The sequence below is a fragment of the Alkaliphilus oremlandii OhILAs genome, assembly GCF_000018325.1.
In the GTDB taxonomy this organism is placed as follows: domain Bacteria; phylum Bacillota; class Clostridia; order Peptostreptococcales; family Natronincolaceae; genus Alkaliphilus_B; species Alkaliphilus_B oremlandii.
This window is the reverse complement of record NC_009922.1, coordinates 3106432-3123558: the sequence shown is the minus strand read 5'-3', so window position 1 is coordinate 3123558 and position 17127 is coordinate 3106432. Positions and strand designations below refer to the sequence as shown.

The window sequence follows — 17127 nt, the reverse complement described above, 5'->3', positions numbered from 1 at the left end:
AAAAAGTTATCAATATATTTATCCACAAAAAAATATGCTAATAAGAGAAATAAATTCATTTATTTTTATTAACAATGGAATATAATTGCATGTGGATAAATATATTAATAAAAGTATGGACATATTTTAAAATATAAATAGCCACAGTATACAAAAATGTAATATGCACAAAATAAAACCCTTAAAATTAAGGTTTCTTTAAAGATTTATGTTAATTTTTATATAGTTATTCACATAGTTATCCACAAACTGTGAATAACTATGGATAATGTGAATATAGTTTTACAAATTATCAACAGGTAAATAAATAATATCAAAATTTCAAAGGTTTTTCAACAGCAAACATAAAAATATCCACAATATGTTTTTGTGTGGATATTTTTATCCACATACTGGTTGATACTGTATTATGGTTTTTTTCTTGACATGGATATGCTTTGAAGATATAATTTATTAGTAATATACTCAAAAATAAATGAGGTCTTATTATTTCTATGAAAAATGTTTTTTAAAATTTAATTAGATATAGTACTTAATGCAGTACTTGAAGGGGGTGTATTTCGTGAAAAGAACGTATCAGCCAAAGAAGAGACAAAGATCTAAAGAGCATGGTTTCAGAAAAAGAATGTCAACAAGCACTGGTAGAAACATATTAAAAGCTCGTAGATTAAAAGGCAGAAAGAGACTGACTGCATAAGAGGCCGCACTTGTGGCCTTTTTCTGTAGTTAGAAGGGTTTGGTGAAATAAAATGAAGGCCATAAATAGACTACGAAAAAATGAAGATTTCAGAAAAGTGTATAAAAAGAGAAAATCTATGGCGAATAAACTACTCATTATTTATATTTTAGAAAATGGATATAATTTTAATCGAGTAGGTTTTACTGTTTCCAAAAAAGTAGGAAAAAGTGTTATAAGAAGTCGGGTAAAAAGATTGTTGAATGAGAGCTATCGTTTAAATAATGAAAAAGTAAAACAAGGATATGATATTATATTCGTAGCAAGGAATACATGCGTAGATGCCAGTTATAAGGAAATAGAAAGTGCAATCCTACATTTATTAAAAAAGATGAATCTAATCAATAGTGCAGTGTAGTGGGGGCAGAAGATGTCGAGACTATGTATATTTTTGATTCAGATATATAGGAAATATATATCGCCCTTAAAGAGGCCAAGCTGTAGGTTTCATCCTACATGTTCTGCTTATAGTATGGCTGCGTATGAGAGATATGGATTTTTTAAAGGGACTTACTTGACTTTAAAAAGAATATTAAAGTGTCATCCTTTCCACCCTGGAGGTTACGATCCTCTTAGATAATTTACTAAAAATATATTGGGGGTTATAAATTTGAACGCATTAGCACGACCATTTGGTGCATTGTTAAAGCTTATTTTTGATTTAACAAATAATTATGGATTGTCCATTATTCTATTTACAATAGTAACCAAGCTATTGACTTTACCTTTAACAATAAAGCAGAATAAATCCATGAAGGAAATGCAAGAAATACAACCGAAATTAAAGAAATTACAGGAAAAGTATAAAAATGACCCTGAGCAATTAAATATTAAAACCATGGAATTATATAAGGAACATAATGTAAGCCCATTTGGTGGCTGCCTCCCTTTATTAATTCAATTCCCTATTATTATTGGACTATTCGCTGCTGTAAGAGAACCGGGCACCTATGTTTTTGGATCTCAGGCAGCTTACGAAGCCATCAATACCAGCTTTTTATGGCTTCCCAATTTAACGGTTGCAGATCCATGGATTCTACCAATACTTGCAGGATTAACAACTTACTTATCTAGTGCAACCTTAACCTCTGGAAAATCTGCAGATCAGACTCAAAAAATAATGACATATTTTATGCCAGTTATGATTTTTTGGTGGGGGAAAACCTTTCCAGCAGGACTTACCTTATATTGGTTTGTAAGTAACGTATTCCAAACAATACAACAGTTAATATTAAGACGTCCTCAGAAAGAATTGAAGGAGGGGCTGAAATAGTATGAAATTTATAGAGTCAATGGGTAAAACAGTTGAAGAAGCCATAGTGCTAGGTTTGAAGGAATTAAACAAAACGAGAGAACAAGTTGAAGTAGAAGTACTGGAACTACCTACAAAAGGTTTTCTTGGAATTTTAGGATCAAAATTAGCAAAAGTAAAATTAACTGTATTAGATAGACCTGAAGACAGTGCGAGAGTATTCTTAGAAGATTTATTTAAAGCAATGGATCTAGAAGTTAAAATGGCGATCCAACAAAAAGATGATACGCTGACCATTAATATAGAGGGTCCACAAATGGGCGTTATTATTGGACGTAGGGGTCAAACCTTAGATTCTTTACAATATCTCGTAAGCTTAGTTGTAAACAAAACCAGCGATAAATATGTGAAGGTATTTGTAGACACCGAGAATTACAGACAAAAAAGAGAAGAAACTTTGGTGAGACTAGCTGCTAAAATGGCCGGTAAGGTACGTAAAGTTGGAAAAACCATTGCCCTAGAACCGATGAACCCATATGAACGAAGAATTATTCATGCTAGTTTACAAAGCAACCCTTATATACAGACTTACAGTGAAGGGGAAGAGCCTTTCAGAAAAGTTGTTATTGCATTAAAAAAATAGATAGAATAGATCAAACCCAGTGAAAACTGGGTTTTTTATATGTTAAACTTTGATATAATACTGTTAAGATAAAATATAAATAGAGGTGAAAAAAATGTATATAGATGATACCATTGCAGCCATTGCCACAGCTCCCGGAGAAGCAGGGATCGGCATCGTGAGAATCAGTGGAGAAAAAGCCATTGAGCTAATCGACAAAATATTTAAGTCAAAGGACCATAAAGTATTAAGTCAATATAAATCAAGAAGAATCACATACGGCCATATTATTGACCCTAAAACAGAAAAAGTTGTTGATGAAGTGTTAGTTTCTTATATGAAGGGACCCAATACCTATACTAGGGAAGATATTGTAGAGATCAACTGTCACGGTGGCATGATTCCTGTAAAGAATATACTAGAGCTTGTTTTGAGAGTAGGAGCAAGGATGGCAGAACCTGGGGAATTTACAAAAAGAGCATTTTTAAATGGAAGGATTGATTTAGCACAGGCAGAGGCTATTATGGATTTGATTAGTGCCAAAACAGAAAAGGGTTTTGACGTAGCATTGAGTCAACTAGAGGGTTCCTTATCTAAAAAGGTGGCAAAGGTTCGAGAAAAGCTATTGGATATGTTAGCCCATGTTGAAGTATCCATCGATTTTGCAGAGGACGATGTAGATGAGGTGGCACTGGACTACTTACTCAATAAAAGCTTGGAAGTAGAAGGTGACATCCAGAAGCTGCTGGATACTGCAGATACAGGGAAAATCATAAGAGAGGGACTAAGCACAGTAATTGTTGGAAAGCCAAATGTAGGGAAATCCTCTCTCCTAAATGCTTTAGTTAGAGAATCTAGAGCCATTGTAACAGATGTACCAGGAACCACAAGGGATATTATAGAAGAACATTTAAATATCAAAGGGATTCCCCTGAGATTAATTGATACAGCTGGAATAAGAGATACAGAGGATATTGTAGAAAAAATCGGCGTAGAAAGATCCAAGGAACTATTTAATCTGGCGGATTTAATTATTGTTATGCTAGATGCCTCTAGAGAACTGACAGAGGAAGATCTAAGAATCATAGAGCTCATTGAAAATAAAAGAGCGCTCGTTATCATCAATAAAACAGACCTTCAGCAGAAATTAAACTTAACTCCGATACAAGAGATCATCCAAGATAAAAAGATCATCAAGGTATCTTTGATAGAAGAAATCGGATTAGAGGAAATCGAAGACGCTTTAGCTGAAATGGTCTATAAAGGTGGCGCAAAGGCAAAGGATAGTTTGTTAGTTACCAATGTAAGACATAAAAACGCACTGGAAAGAGCTCTAGATAGCATCATAGACGGTACAAAAGCCATAGAGCAAAAACTACCGTTGGATTTTGTTGAAGTGGATATAAAAAATAGCTGGAAGGCTTTAGGAGAAATTACGGGAGATACTGTAGAGGAAGATATCATCGATCATATCTTTAAGAATTTCTGTATTGGAAAATAAAGTTTGTTCACTTAGGCTCACAAACTTTATGTCGCACTGAACTCTAGATGGGACTTAGAGTTTCAAGTGCTCAAAATAAAGTTTGTTCGGATATATGCATAAACTTTATGTGGCGCTCAACACTAAGCTGCGCTTAGAATTTCAGGTACTTAGAAAGTAATGTTTCACGTGAAAAAGAAATGGAGGCAAGTGTATGATAACATACAACGGAGGAAATTATGATGTAGTCGTAGTAGGGGCAGGACATGCTGGATGCGAAGCCGCTCTAGCCACTGCGAGAATGGGATACAGTACAATGATGCTTACTATGTCATTGGATGCAATCGCAATGCTGCCATGTAACCCATCCATTGGTGGAACTGGAAAAGGTCATTTAGTAAGAGAAATTGATGCTCTCGGTGGAGAAATGGGACTGAACATCGATAAAACATTTATTCAAAGCAGAATGTTAAATACTGCAAAGGGACCAGCGGTACATTCTCTAAGGGCCCAAGCAGATAAAACCAGATATCATATAGAGATGAAAAAAATGCTAGAAAACGAACCAAATCTTCACCTACTGCAAGGTGAAGTAGTGGATATCATCGTTGAAGACAATACGGTGAAGGGTGTCGTTACGAAAACTGGAGCCATATACTATGGAAAGGCTGTCATATTAGCTACGGGTGTTTATTTAAAAAGCAAGATCTTCATGGGAGAGGTCAATTATGAATCCGGTCCCAATGGATTGTTTCCTGCCCTATATCTGTCTGAAAAGCTAAAAGCTTTAGGCTGCAATATGAGAAGGTTCAAAACAGGGACTCCAGCTCGAATCCATAAGGACAGTATTGATTTTTCAAAGGTAAGTGTTCAGATTGAAGATGAAGAGATCGTCCCTTTTTCATTTATGAATGAGGCCTTAGAAAAAGAACAGATTCCTTGCTGGTTAACTCGAACTACAGAGGAGACCCACCGAATCATCAAAGAAAACTTAGGGCGATCGGCAATGTATAGAGGGGATATTGAAAGTACTGGTCCGAGATATTGTCCTTCCATAGAGGATAAGATCGTTCGCTTCAGTGAAAAACCATCTCACCAAATTTTTATTGAGCCTGAGGGGGCAGAAACCAAGGAAATGTATATCCAAGGTTTTTCTACAAGCTTACCGGAAGAAGTTCAGGTACAAATGGTTCGATCCGTTATTGGACTGGAAAATGCAATTATCATGAGACCTGCTTATGCTATAGAATACGATTGTATCGACCCAACGCAATTAAAGGCTTCTTTAGAGGTAAAACATATCAATAATCTGTTTAGTGCAGGGCAATTTAACGGCTCCTCTGGATATGAGGAAGCAGCAGCACAAGGATTGATGGCCGGCATCAACGCTGTTTTAAAAATAAGAGGAGAAGACCCTTTTATATTAGATCGATCAGAGGCTTATATCGGTGTATTAATTGACGATCTGGTAACAAAGGGAACTAATGAGCCATATCGAATGATGACTTCTCGTTCGGAGTATCGCCTAGTTTTAAGACAGGATAATGCAGATCTTCGACTGACAGAAAAGGGATATGCCCTAGGCTTAGTGAAGGAAGATCGATATGAGCGATACCTTCTAAAGAAAGAGCATATTAAAAATGAAATGGAGCGATTAAAAACTACCAATGTATCGCCAACGATTGCAAACCCTGTATTAGAAAGAGCAGAAAGCACTCCAATTAAAGTAGGAATGTCTCTTTATGATCTATTAAAGCGTCCAGAGCTAACCTATGAAAATATAAAAGAAATCGATGGAACGAGGCCTCAGGATTTAATGAAGGATGCTCAGTTTCAATGTGAAGTCATGATTAAATATGAAGGTTATATTGAAAAGCAGTTGAGACAAATCGATCAATTTAAAAAGCTAGAGAATAAAAAGCTGAGGGAGGATATCGATTATAACGAAATCGATGGATTGAGAATAGAAGCTAGACAGAAGCTTAATGCCATCCGACCCCTATCTGTAGGACAGGCTTCTAGGATTTCCGGCGTATCCCCAGCGGATATTTCTGTACTATTGATCTATTTGGAGCAAAAAAGACGTAAAAAAGGGGAGGTTGAGTAATGGAGCTAAAAGATATTTTGAAAGAAGGAGCCCAGGGTTTAAATATAGAAATTACAGATGCTCAAATAAACCAGCTCATAAAGTATAAGGATATTTTATTGGAATGGAATCAAAAGATGAATTTAACTGCCATAGAAGAAGAAAAAGACGTTATGATCAAGCATTTTTTAGACTCTCTATCCTGCATACAAAGTAAGTATTTAAAAAGAGAAGGAAAGATGATTGATGTTGGAACTGGTGCTGGATTTCCAGGAGTTCCACTAAAAATCGCCTTACCGGGCATAGAGCTTACCCTATTAGATTCTTTAAGAAAAAGGATTAGCTTTTTAGAGGAAGTGTGTGCTGAAACGAAGCTCGGGCAGGTTGACTTTGTACACGGCAGAGCAGAGGATATTGGACAAAGCAAGGACTATAGAGAAAAATACGACTATGCTGTGTCTAGAGCCGTAGCAGCTTTAAATGTTCTAGTAGAATACTGCCTACCCTTTGTTAAAGTAGGGGGATACTTTATTTGTCAAAAAGGACCTCAAATTATAGAAGAGCTGCCAGATGCAGAAAAAGCCATAAAAGTATTGGGAGGAGAAGTGGTTGAGCAGATTTCTGTGGACCTACCCTTCAGCGATATTACCCACCATATCCTGGTTATAAAGAAAATAAAACAAACTCCGTCAAAATATCCTAGAAAAGCAGGAAAGCCGAGCAAAGAACCGATAAAATAACAGGAGACTGAGGGATTTTGTTGAATGAATTTTATAAAATAATATAAAAAATGGCAGGAGTCCCTAAAGTTTTATAGAAATATAGTATTAAAATCAGTATTTTCGCTATGGAAATGAGGGGTTACGATAGATGAACAGTTTAGAGAGAAGAGTAGAGGAGATTTTAGTAGAGAAGGTTATTCCAAACCCTTATCAGCCAAGAAGGACTTTTTCCCAAATCGGATTAGAGGAGTTAAGTGCTTCCATTAAGGCCTACGGTATACTTCAGCCAATCAGCGTCAGAAAAATAGGCGAAGACCGATACGAATTAATCGCAGGGGAAAGACGATTAAGAGCGGCTCGGCTAGCGGAGTTAAAAACCATACCAGCAATTATCAATCATGGTTATACCGATACGGATTCAGCGGTTTTAGCTATTATAGAAAATTTGCAGAGAGAAGATCTCAACTTTGTAGAGGAAGCGGAGGGTTATGCAAATTTAATTGAAGATCATGGTTTTACTCAGCAAGAACTGGCTGAAAAGGTTGGAAAAAATCAATCTACCATTGCAAATAAATTGAGAATACTTAGATTAGGGCCGGATATTAAGAAAAAGATATTAGAGAATGGGTTGACGGAAAGACATGCGAGAGCACTGCTGAAGCTTCCTGATGATGAGCTTAGGGAGAAAGCTTTAAACAAGATCATCAAAGAAGAATTCAATGTAAAGAAAACAGAGCAGTTGATAAAAAACATGCTAGAGGACATTGGCAAAGAAAAAGAGGTTACACCGAAGCAAAAAATCAGAAGCTTTATGAATTATAGAATCTATATCAATACCATAAAGCAGGCCTACGATGTCATTAAAGAAAAGCAGGGCAATGCAGAATTTAAAGAAATCGATAAGGGCGAATATATTGAAGTCACAGTGAAAATACCGAAGAGCTAAAAGATTACTATTATGGTAATCTTTTTTTTCAAAGATATATGGAAACATCTCGAATTATGAGGGAACTTGATCCATGTGCTTAATTTTAAAACCATATTTAGACAAATCAAATTTGTAAAACGAGAAGGTTAATTGAAATTTTTATAGAACTAGATAGTATCAAAACTTCTAAGCCTAAAGGGGGAAGAAAATTGGGAAAGGTAATTGCTATTTTTAACCAGAAGGGTGGCGTTGGTAAGACCACCACCAATGTGAATTTAAGTGCATGTATTGCTGAAAAAGGGAAAAAAGTCTGCGTTATTGATATAGACCCACAAGGAAATACAACCAGTGGATTAGGAGTGGATAAAAACACCTTAGAAAATACGATTTACGATATTATCATTGGAGAAACCAATATCAAAGAGGCGATCCTCCCTACAGAATATGAAAATTTACACCTGATTCCTTCCAGCGTACAGTTAGCAGGTGCTGAAATAGAGCTGACAGGCATGAAAAATAGAGAAATAAAGCTAAGAAAGGCTATTGATGAAATCAGAGCGGATTACGATTATATTTTTATCGATTGTCCACCATCCTTAGGGTTATTGACCATCAACTCTTTAGCGGCAGTGGATAGTGTCCTAATCCCGATACAATGTGAATATTATGCATTGGAAGGTGTAAGTCAACTGATGAATACCATACAGCTGATCAAAAAGAATTTAAACCCTTCTTTAGAGATTCAAGGGGTTGTACTGAGCATGTTCGATGGTAGGACAAACCTTTCCATTCAAGTAGTAGATGAAGTTAAAAATTACTTTAGGGGCAAGGTCTATACCACAATTATACCGAGAAACGTCAGATTGGCAGAGGCACCCAGCTTTGGGCAACCCATCATCTATTATGATGCAAGATCAAAGGGTGCGGAAGCCTATACAGAACTAGCAGAGGAATTTTTAGATTTAGAAGAGGATGTGATATAGATGGTAAAAGGGAAAAAAAGAGGGCTGGGTAAGGGATTAGAGGCTCTTATTCCAGACATGATAAGTTTCAATGAAATCGAACAAGATGTGACAACGGAAAAAATAGAACAAATTTCTATCCATAAAATATACCCCAATCCAAATCAACCGAGGAAAAGCTTTAACGAAGAGAGTATCCAAGAACTAGCCAATTCTATAAAAATTCATGGCATTATACAGCCATTAATTGTATCCAAAACTGCAAAGGGATATATGATAATAGCAGGGGAACGAAGACTAAGGGCATCGAGATTAATCGACCTAAAGGAAGTTCCTTGCATTGTAAAAAATTATAGTGAGAAACAATTATTAGAAGTATCCCTCATTGAAAATCTACAAAGGCAGGATTTAAATGTAATTGAGGAAGCTCTGGCATACCAGTATTTAATACAGCAATATAAGGTGACACAGGAAGAATTATCGGAAGCCTTAGGGAAAAGCCGCTCCTACTTGGCCAATATATTAAGACTTCTTCGTCTAGATCAGAGGGTGATCGACTTCATTATCGAAGGAAAACTAAGTGGTGGTCATGGCAGAGCCATCCTTAGCATAGAGCCCTTAGATCGGCAGTATCTTCTTGCAGAGAAAATAATAAGCGAAGGCTTAAGTGTAAGACAGGTAGAGGAACTGGTTAAGAATTTAAATAATGCGATAAAAGAAAATCATAAGAAAACTAAGAATGAGAATAAAGATATCCATGTGGCAGCAATCGAAGAGAGCCTTCGATCCATATTTGGAACGAAGGTAAATATTATTAAAGGGAACAAAAAAGGAAAAATAGAAATAGAATATTATAACGATGAGGATTTAGATCGAATAATCGGTTTATTACAGTAATGAAAGATGGGAGGGAATAATTTGATTTATTTAGACAATGCGGCTACATCCTATCCAAAGCCAGAAAACGTATACAATGCTATGATAGATCACATGAAAAATGCTGGAGCTAATCCAGGAAGATCTGGACACAGATTGTCGTTGGAAGCTGGTAGAGCTATTTTAAAAACGAGAGAATTAATAGGGACTTTATTTAATATAGATAACCCAATGCAAATTATATTTACTTCAAATGCAACGGATTCCTTAAACCTAGCCATAAAAGGCGTTTTAAAAAAGGGTGACCACGTAATTACATCAACAATGGAGCATAACTCTGTATTAAGACCAATTACAGCTTTAGAAAAAATAGGAGTAGAAAATACCATCATTCAATGTAACGCTGAGGGTGTTATCGACCCTGAAGATATAAAAAGGGCTATTCGAAGCAATACGAAGCTCATTGCCCTAACTCATGGCTCCAATGTGACAGGAACATTGATGCCTATAGAAGCGGTGGGAAGAATCGCCAAGGAAGCAGGTGTTTTGTTTTTAGTCGATGCTGCTCAGACTGCGGGAATTTATGAAATTGATGTGAACAAACTCAATATCGATCTATTGGGTGTACCAGGACATAAAGGCCTTATGGGTCCCCAGGGAACAGGAATACTCTATATCAGAGAAGGGCTGGATGTACTGCACTTTAAAGAAGGAGGTACGGGAAGCAAGTCAGAAGAGCTGACACAGCCTGAGATGCTGCCGGATCGCTATGAAAGTGGTACTGCCAATACACCGGGCATTGTTGGATTAGGTGCAGGCATCGAATTTATATTAAAAGAGGGTATAGAAAAAATAAGAAATCATGAAAAAGAGCTGACTCAATATTTTATTGAAGCCTTAGCGCAAATAGAGCAGGTAAAGGTTTATGGTCCGAAGGATTCAGAGAAGCAAGGCGCTGTCATCTCTATTAATATTGGAGAGGAAGATTCCTCTGAAATTGCCTTCGTACTGGATCAGGCTTTTAATATTGCAGTACGATCCGGTCTTCATTGTGCACCCCTGGCTCATAAAACCATCGGTTCCTTTGAGCAGGGAACGGTTCGATTCAGCATTGGTTATTTTAATACGAAAGAAGATATCGATAGGGCAGTAGAGGCCATCAAAGAAATTTGTAAAGAAATATAAATGTAGATTCAGTTCAGTAAGGGCCAGGGGATGTAAGAAAAAATTAATATCATTTAAAAATAGCCAAAACTAAGACCATGTGTAAAGAAAGCTTTTAACCTCTTTACACATGGTTTTTCGTGGTAGAAATTACAGAAAATATAAACTATAAATAGAGGAAAAACTTATATATTGTCGAATAGGTATAGTTTATAGTATGATTATAGTTGATATTGGAAGGGAGGATACAAATGGCGTTCATCACAAATATACTAGAAGAATACAGGGACATATTATTTATAGCAAGCTTAGGACTGAATATCTTGACTATTATATTTTTAATTATAAATATGGGAATCAGCTCAAATTTAAAAGAGAAATATAGAAAACTTGTAAGAGGAACTGACGGTAAGCAAATAGAGTCCATTTTATTTGAGCATTTAGATAAAATAGAGGATGTCCACCAGCGTTTGAATCAATTTGAAGGAAAACTAGAAATCTTTAACAATCGATTAAGCTTCTGTGTTCAAAGGGTAGGAATTATTCGGTACAATGCCTTCGATGATACAGGAAGTGATTTAAGCTATTCAATTGCTTTATTAGATGAAAATAATGACGGAATTATTATAACAGGTATTTATGGAAGAATAGAAACTGTTTCTTATGCAAAGCCAGTAAAAAATGGTGTATCGAATTATAGTCTATCTGTGGAAGAACTTCAAGCTTTAGAAAGAGCGAAGGTAAATGCCCTCGATAGAGTGGATTTAAAGGGAAACAGAAGTTCTCGCCAAGTAGGGTAGGTGCGTAGGTTGTCTTTTTTATTTATAGTGAATCCAGTTGCAGGAAAGGGTAACGGTGATAAAATCATACCTTTAATAGAGGAAGTGATGAAGGAATATCACTACACTTATGAAATAAGGAAAACAGAAAAGGTGGGCGAAGGAAAGCGGATTGCAGAAGAAGCTAGACATACCGATTTTTCCACCATTGTTTCTGTTGGTGGAGATGGAACACTTCATGAGGTAATCAACGGTATGGTTGGAAGCAAGCAAAAATTAGGGATTATACCTGCTGGGACAGGAAATGATTTTGCTAGAACGCTGAATCTCCCAAGGGATATAAGGGAATCCATAGAGAGTTTGGTCAAAGGAAATAGTATAACGATAGATTTAGGAAAGATCAATAAGGAATACTTTATCAATATTTCAAGCATCGGATTAGATGCTTTAATTGCTGATGAAACAAATCGGATAAAAAAATATTTTTCCAGCACTTATTCCTATGTTATAGGGACAATTAAATCCCTTATAAACTTTAAAAGCTTTAAAACAAAATTGGTCATTGATGACGCTATTTATGAGGAAGAGATTATGTTGGCTGCCGTATGCAATGGCTCCTATTATGGGGGCGGTATGAAAATATCTCCGAAGTCCAGTTTTTCAGATGGAGAATTTGATATCTGTATCGTACGAAAAATGCCGAAGTTAAAATTGTTGTTTCTTTTACCTACAATATTTAAAGGGAATCATGTGAAATTTAAAGAAGTAAAATTTTATAAGGGAAAGAATATAGAGTTTTTAATGGAGAATGGTAAAAAGAAAGAGAAAATCAATGCAGATGGAGAAATTTTAGATCTGTATCCAATCCAATTTGAAATGATCAACAATGCAATAGAGGTAGTTATCCCTTAAGCTGGGCTGACTGTTTGGGTGTAGCATAAAATTAATTTGAATAAGCGAATTAAAAAATCACTTCCTAGATATACTAGTCTTAGGAGGTGTTTTATTTGAAAAGAATAGCAGTAGAACAAGGCTTAGAGGATATAAAAAGCGCATTGGAAAGCCGAGGATATGAGATTGTAGACTACAATGACGGTGGCCATATTGATGCCATTGTATATAGAAGTATATATGATGGATTAAAGAACCTGAACAATTCAGTGGATTCTAATGCTTACGGCGCCATACTAATCAACGTCAACAATAAAACGATAGATGAAATACAGCAGATTATTGAGACCAGAAGGTATGAGAATCTATTTATATAATATATAAAGTTCAGTGAACACTTTAGAATTGAGTGTAAGGATATACTAAAATTACAATGTTCTGGTCAAATAAAGGACATGATTTTTTAAGTCTTGCATAAACGTATGGAGTTAAGGAAGCTAAGCCTCAAACCGATTAAAACTTACCGTGAAGAATGCCAAAGCGGCGGCATTCTCTGCGGGGTTTCTAAGAAACAGTAGGATACATCTGTAGTAAACACACTTAATGACAAAGAAATTATCTCAGATGGAACTACTAAAACCTGAAATTTGGCACTTAAGGATTATAGGAGATCAAAAACTGGTTTGATTTTACATAGTGTTCAAAGCAACGAGTATACTTCTAAAGAGTTGGTCGAAGCCTGCAAGGATAAAAGATCGATCAGAGGCTTAGCCCAGCTTAGGATTATGTCTAACGTACAATATACGACCTTTAGATTTCTTATCATTTAGTCAAAATTATTAGTAAAACACTCCGGATTAATTAACGTTTCTAAAGCATTTTTACTGTCCTTATGGACGATAAAACTTATAATTAAAGACCTTCCATTAACATCTACAACATTAGCATTTAAAATATATCTACTAAAAATCTTTTCCCACCGATGTAGTTTATTTACATTCCATGGATAGAACTTTCCTAGCCTAACAATTCCATCCTTTTTAATATATACAAATCTAGAATTAATAAAGTAAAAATAGAGTCCTATAAAAACAAACAAAATTGAATAAAATGAAGAAAATAAATTTTCACGTGCAGCATATAAATACGAAAGTTCAAATATATGATCTCTAATATTATTTGAAAAAGATTCTATCAAAGAATTAAATTTATTCGGAACTAATAAATCCAACAGGCTTATATGAATTCCTTTATAGGATAGCCCATTTATGTTATCCATAGTAACCTTAATGCAAAATATTAAGTAACAAAGGCACAACATTGATGCAATTAAACTAATCGTAGTTATGATATTGTTTTCACGGCACTTTATAATAAAATCATCAGTGGAATTAAACAATTCATTCTTGTTGAAAAGATTATAAAATGTATAAGCCAATATAGGAAGCAACATAATAGGTATTAAAAAGTAATAAATCATATAAACCTTGTATGATTTAGCTATAAACTAAATCATACCCTCCTTTCCTTTCATCATTTTTTACCCCTATAATTCCATTGAACATTATGGATTGTTTATAATACCATGTATTTTTATAAAGTAAATAGGTTAATTTTAGAGAACAACTGATTTTAAATTTAGAAATGTATAGATAAGGCTACGTATATTATAAAAATATCATTTTTAATATAACAATACAATAATATTTTTCAGATAATTCTATATATTTTAATCGGTATATTTAATCTTAAGTATTTATTCGTTTATATTCGTAGTAAGAAACAAACCCTAGCAATATTTAAATTGTAAGAAAAATTTAAGGTTTATGACCACTGTATTTTAGGAATTTTTGTATAGAATTTAAATAACGACACATGTTAAGTAATAAATAAGTTTTGGAGGTAGTGCACAATATGAGAACAAAACGATTAACGGAGAGATTTCCTTACCTCTTACCCATAAGAAAACTTCAGAGGAAGGTTTTCTTTTATATCGGTATGAAGCTGGATGCCAATCAATATGCGACTAAAAAGGCTCATAACATATTAGAACATCAAGTTTTTACAACAAAATCAAAGATGGTAAATACGGAAAGTGGCTATGACATTCAATATCAGCTCAATAAGGTGGACAACCTGAAGTTGGTTGCTAAAACCATTCATAAAGTTATCATAGAGCCCAATGAAACTTTTTCTTTCTGGATGCTGGCGAAAAATGCAGAGAAATATGGAAAATATAAAAAGGGATTGGCTATGGTGAACAATGAAATCACTTCCGTTGAAGGTGGTGGCCTTTGTCAAATCAGTAATTTATTATTTTGGGTATTCCTCCATACACCTCTTACTGTAGTGGAAAGAAACCCTCATTCAGCAGAAACCATACCCCAGCCTAAGGGGGATATACCCGTTGGAGTTGATGCTACGATTGCAGAAGGTTGGTTGGATTTGAAAGTAAAAAATGAAACGGAAGAAACCTTTCAAGTTTTAGTTGAATTTGATGAAGATTTTATACATGGAACCATTGTAAGTAACAAACCTCAAGACGTTCTATATACTGTTGAGAGTGAAAATTTAAGATATGCAAGGGAAAATGGAAAAATCTATCGATATAATGAAATATATAAAGTTGGGTATGGGCAATTTAACGGAGAAATCGTTTCTAAGGAACTGGTTCTAAACAATAAATATGAAATTCGATACGATATCGAGTCAGAAATAGGCCCGATTTAATAAGGAGGAAGAAGTGTGGGAAAGATCGTTGTAGCTGTAATTTTTGGAGGGGAATCCTCAGAGTATGAAGTATCATTAAAATCGGCAAGTGCTGTTATGGAAAACTTAGATATAGAAAAATATGATGTAATAAAAATAGGCATTACCAGAGACGGAAAGTGGCTTCGATATAATGGCACTTTAGATAAAATCAAGGAAAACACATGGTTTTTAGATGGTAGCTGCCGACAAATCATGCTCTCTCCTAATAAGGGGGATCGAAAAATCATTGAAATCCATCCAAATGAATTTGTACACACCCAAATAGATATTGTGTTTCCTGTACTTCATGGCAGGAATGGAGAAGATGGAACGCTCCAAGGGCTGTTTGAAATCACAGGAATTCCTTATGTTGGATGTGATGTAGCAGCAAGCTCTATTTGTATCGATAAGGACTACGCTCATAAAATTGTTCAATATGCAGGCTTTGATGTCCCTCAAAGTATAGCCATAGATAACCGAACAAAAGAAGATGAAATCAACAAGTTCGCAGAGAATGTAGGATACCCTATCTACGTTAAACCCTCTAGAGAAGGCTCTTCCATAGGTATAACGAAGGCAGAGAATCATAGTGATTTAATGGGTGGAATAGAGGCGGCACTGAAGCTGGATGGTAAAGTCGTATTAGAAGAAAATATAGAGGGATTTGAAGTGGGATGTGCCATTTTAGGGAATGACGATCTAATTGTTGGTACAGTGGATGAGATCGAAGTGCCCAATGGATTTTTTGATTTTACAGAAAAATATACCTTACAGAATTCTAAGATCCATTTACCGGCAAGGATTGATCAGGACCTCAGTGAAAGGATAAAAGAAATTGGAAAGGGGATCTATAAAGCTTTAGGATGCAGTGGTCTTTCAAGGGTGGATTTATTTGTAGACAAAAACCATAGAATTGTTTTTAACGAAGTAAATACACTACCAGGATTTACTACGGGAAGTCGATTTCCCAATATGCTGCTTCATGCAGGAATAGCCTATAGAGATATATTGGACAAGTTGATTGACTTAGGAATGCAGAGGTAACTTATGAAAAGGATAGTGCTAAGAAGCAAGGATATTTATAGAGGAAATTTGATATTAATCAATCAAAAACATCCGATTCAAATCAAGGAGGAAGAAATTATAAAGGATCTTACACCCATAGGGAATTGCTTGAGTGAACATTTCATCAATAAAAATACGGCGAAGGCACTTCAATATATACTCAATAAAATCAACTCAGAGGACAGAATTATTCCAGTTAGCGGATTTCGCTCAAGAAGAGAGCAAATAGACTTATACAAAAGTTCCGTTAGAGACAATGGGTTGGAATTTACACAACAGTTTGTAGCGAAGCCAGACGAAAGCGAGCATCAAAGTGGAATGGCTATTGATTTGGGAGAAAATAAGAGAGACATAGATTTTATATGTCCGGATTTTCCGTACAATGGCGTGTTCAATAAATTTAGAGAAGAAGCAAAAAAATGTGGATTCATAGAGCGGTATAAAGAGGGAAAGGAAAGTATCACAGGAATATCAAAAGAACCCTGGCATTTTCGTTATGTGGGGTATCCTCATAGTGTGATAATAGAAGAAAAGGGTTTTGCATTGGAAGAGTATCATGATTTTATAAAAAACTATACATCCATAGAGCATAGTTTTAAATATAAAGATGAAAATAATTTAATACAACTATTTTTTGTAAAGTCAACGGAGGATGTACAGACCTTTTATATTGAAGACGATTCTAAATATGAGGTATCTGGAAACAATCAGGATGGATTTATTATAACCTTATTTAAAAACTGTAGTTAAATGCAACAATAAATAATGAATGGATACTATAAAAAGAATCTCCAAGAACTTTAAAAATAAATC

Annotated in this window: 19 protein-coding genes; 18 read left to right on the top strand and 1 reads right to left on the bottom strand. The window is 35.1% G+C overall.

Annotation, left to right across the window (positions count from 1 at the left end):
* Nucleotides 1-562: 562 nt before the first annotated feature.
* The 15 genes from rpmH to CLOS_RS15055 all read left to right on the top strand — a co-directional run bounded on the left by rpmH (nucleotide 563) and on the right by CLOS_RS15055 (nucleotide 12875).
* Nucleotides 563-697 carry a 50S ribosomal protein L34 gene (gene rpmH, locus CLOS_RS15120; protein ID WP_012160713.1) on the top strand — a complete coding sequence of 45 codons (135 nt, stop codon included), beginning with the start codon at nucleotides 563-565 and terminating at the stop codon, nucleotides 695-697.
* Nucleotides 698-749: 52 nt separating this feature from the next.
* The gene (rnpA, locus tag CLOS_RS16140; protein WP_012160712.1) at nucleotides 750-1094 is read left to right on the top strand and encodes a ribonuclease P protein component; all 345 of its coding nucleotides are present in this window, start codon (nucleotides 750-752) and stop codon (nucleotides 1092-1094) included.
* A 12-nt stretch (nucleotides 1095-1106) separates the two neighbouring features.
* Entirely contained in the window at nucleotides 1107-1316 is a 210-nt protein-coding gene (yidD, locus tag CLOS_RS16135) for a membrane protein insertion efficiency factor YidD (protein WP_012160711.1), read from the top strand.
* A gap of 30 nt (nucleotides 1317-1346) precedes the next feature.
* Nucleotides 1347-2009: a YidC/Oxa1 family membrane protein insertase gene (locus CLOS_RS15110; RefSeq protein WP_012160710.1), complete on the top strand. Its 663-nt coding sequence runs from the start codon at nucleotides 1347-1349 to the stop codon at nucleotides 2007-2009.
* Nucleotide 2010: 1 nt separating this feature from the next.
* On the top strand, nucleotides 2011-2631 hold the full coding sequence (gene jag / locus CLOS_RS15105; RefSeq protein WP_012160709.1) for an RNA-binding cell elongation regulator Jag/EloR: 621 nt from the start codon (nucleotides 2011-2013) through the stop codon (nucleotides 2629-2631).
* Between the two features lie 94 nt (nucleotides 2632-2725).
* The gene (mnmE, locus tag CLOS_RS15100) at nucleotides 2726-4111 is read left to right on the top strand and encodes a tRNA uridine-5-carboxymethylaminomethyl(34) synthesis GTPase MnmE (RefSeq protein ID WP_012160708.1); all 1386 of its coding nucleotides are present in this window, start codon (nucleotides 2726-2728) and stop codon (nucleotides 4109-4111) included.
* A gap of 193 nt (nucleotides 4112-4304) precedes the next feature.
* Nucleotides 4305-6197 carry a tRNA uridine-5-carboxymethylaminomethyl(34) synthesis enzyme MnmG gene (gene mnmG / locus CLOS_RS15095; RefSeq protein ID WP_012160707.1) on the top strand — a complete coding sequence of 631 codons (1893 nt, stop codon included), beginning with the start codon at nucleotides 4305-4307 and terminating at the stop codon, nucleotides 6195-6197.
* Nucleotides 6197-6916 carry a 16S rRNA (guanine(527)-N(7))-methyltransferase RsmG gene (gene rsmG, locus CLOS_RS15090; protein ID WP_012160706.1) on the top strand — a complete coding sequence of 240 codons (720 nt, stop codon included), beginning with the start codon at nucleotides 6197-6199 and terminating at the stop codon, nucleotides 6914-6916. The genes mnmG and rsmG overlap by 1 nt, the downstream gene beginning before the upstream one ends.
* A 130-nt stretch (nucleotides 6917-7046) precedes the next feature.
* Nucleotides 7047-7844: a nucleoid occlusion protein gene (gene noc / locus CLOS_RS15085; RefSeq protein ID WP_012160705.1), complete on the top strand. Its 798-nt coding sequence runs from the start codon at nucleotides 7047-7049 to the stop codon at nucleotides 7842-7844.
* 191 nt (nucleotides 7845-8035) lie between these two features.
* On the top strand, nucleotides 8036-8809 hold the full coding sequence (locus CLOS_RS15080; RefSeq protein ID WP_012160704.1) for a ParA family protein: 774 nt from the start codon (nucleotides 8036-8038) through the stop codon (nucleotides 8807-8809).
* Nucleotides 8810-9685, top strand: a complete 876-nt coding sequence (locus CLOS_RS15075; protein WP_012160703.1) for a ParB/RepB/Spo0J family partition protein — start codon at nucleotides 8810-8812, stop codon at nucleotides 9683-9685.
* Nucleotides 9686-9706: 21 nt separating this feature from the next.
* Nucleotides 9707-10849 carry an aminotransferase class V-fold PLP-dependent enzyme gene (locus CLOS_RS15070; protein WP_012160702.1) on the top strand — a complete coding sequence of 381 codons (1143 nt, stop codon included), beginning with the start codon at nucleotides 9707-9709 and terminating at the stop codon, nucleotides 10847-10849.
* Between the two features lie 230 nt (nucleotides 10850-11079).
* On the top strand, nucleotides 11080-11628 hold the full coding sequence (locus CLOS_RS15065) for a DUF4446 family protein (protein WP_012160701.1): 549 nt from the start codon (nucleotides 11080-11082) through the stop codon (nucleotides 11626-11628).
* 27 nt (nucleotides 11629-11655) lie between these two features.
* Complete coding sequence (locus CLOS_RS15060; RefSeq protein ID WP_198006304.1) at nucleotides 11656-12519, top strand: diacylglycerol/lipid kinase family protein; 864 nt, start codon at nucleotides 11656-11658, stop codon at nucleotides 12517-12519.
* Nucleotides 12520-12614: 95 nt separating this feature from the next.
* Entirely contained in the window at nucleotides 12615-12875 is a 261-nt protein-coding gene (locus CLOS_RS15055) for a YkuS family protein (protein WP_012160699.1), read from the top strand.
* Between the two features lie 449 nt (nucleotides 12876-13324).
* On the opposite strand, the gene CLOS_RS16130 is transcribed toward CLOS_RS15055, so the two are convergent.
* Nucleotides 13325-13729: a hypothetical protein gene (locus tag CLOS_RS16130; RefSeq protein ID WP_198006303.1), complete on the bottom strand. Its 405-nt coding sequence runs from the start codon at nucleotides 13727-13729 to the stop codon at nucleotides 13325-13327.
* 683 nt (nucleotides 13730-14412) lie between these two features.
* Here CLOS_RS16130 and vanW point away from each other — a divergent pair.
* The 3 genes from vanW to CLOS_RS15035 are packed head-to-tail and all read left to right on the top strand — an operon-like array spanning nucleotide 14413 to nucleotide 17064.
* Entirely contained in the window at nucleotides 14413-15228 is an 816-nt protein-coding gene (gene vanW, locus CLOS_RS15045; RefSeq protein ID WP_012160697.1) for a glycopeptide resistance accessory protein VanW, read from the top strand.
* A gap of 15 nt (nucleotides 15229-15243) precedes the next feature.
* Nucleotides 15244-16293 carry a D-alanine--D-serine ligase VanG gene (gene vanG, locus CLOS_RS15040; RefSeq protein ID WP_012160696.1) on the top strand — a complete coding sequence of 350 codons (1050 nt, stop codon included), beginning with the start codon at nucleotides 15244-15246 and terminating at the stop codon, nucleotides 16291-16293.
* Between the two features lie 3 nt (nucleotides 16294-16296).
* Complete coding sequence (locus tag CLOS_RS15035; RefSeq protein WP_012160695.1) at nucleotides 16297-17064, top strand: D-alanyl-D-alanine carboxypeptidase family protein; 768 nt, start codon at nucleotides 16297-16299, stop codon at nucleotides 17062-17064.
* The last annotated feature ends 63 nt before the right edge of the window (nucleotides 17065-17127 follow it).

Bases quoted from the DNA above. Each gene is read 5' to 3' on its own strand.
- rnpA (WP_012160712.1), top strand. From the start codon at position 750: ATGAAGGCCATAAATAGACTACGAAAAAATGAAGATTTCAGAAAAGTG.
- yidD (WP_012160711.1), top strand. From the start codon at position 1,107: ATGTCGAGACTATGTATATTTTTGATTCAGATATATAGGAAATATATA.
- jag (WP_012160709.1), top strand. From the start codon at position 2,011: ATGAAATTTATAGAGTCAATGGGTAAAACAGTTGAAGAAGCCATAGTG.
- mnmE (WP_012160708.1), top strand. From the start codon at position 2,726: ATGTATATAGATGATACCATTGCAGCCATTGCCACAGCTCCCGGAGAA.
- mnmG (WP_012160707.1), top strand. From the start codon at position 4,305: ATGATAACATACAACGGAGGAAATTATGATGTAGTCGTAGTAGGGGCA.
- rsmG (WP_012160706.1), top strand. From the start codon at position 6,197: ATGGAGCTAAAAGATATTTTGAAAGAAGGAGCCCAGGGTTTAAATATA.
- noc (WP_012160705.1), top strand. From the start codon at position 7,047: ATGAACAGTTTAGAGAGAAGAGTAGAGGAGATTTTAGTAGAGAAGGTT.
- CLOS_RS15075 (WP_012160703.1), top strand. From the start codon at position 8,810: ATGGTAAAAGGGAAAAAAAGAGGGCTGGGTAAGGGATTAGAGGCTCTT.
- CLOS_RS15065 (WP_012160701.1), top strand. From the start codon at position 11,080: ATGGCGTTCATCACAAATATACTAGAAGAATACAGGGACATATTATTT.
- vanW (WP_012160697.1), top strand. From the start codon at position 14,413: ATGAGAACAAAACGATTAACGGAGAGATTTCCTTACCTCTTACCCATA.
- CLOS_RS15035 (WP_012160695.1), top strand. From the start codon at position 16,297: ATGAAAAGGATAGTGCTAAGAAGCAAGGATATTTATAGAGGAAATTTG.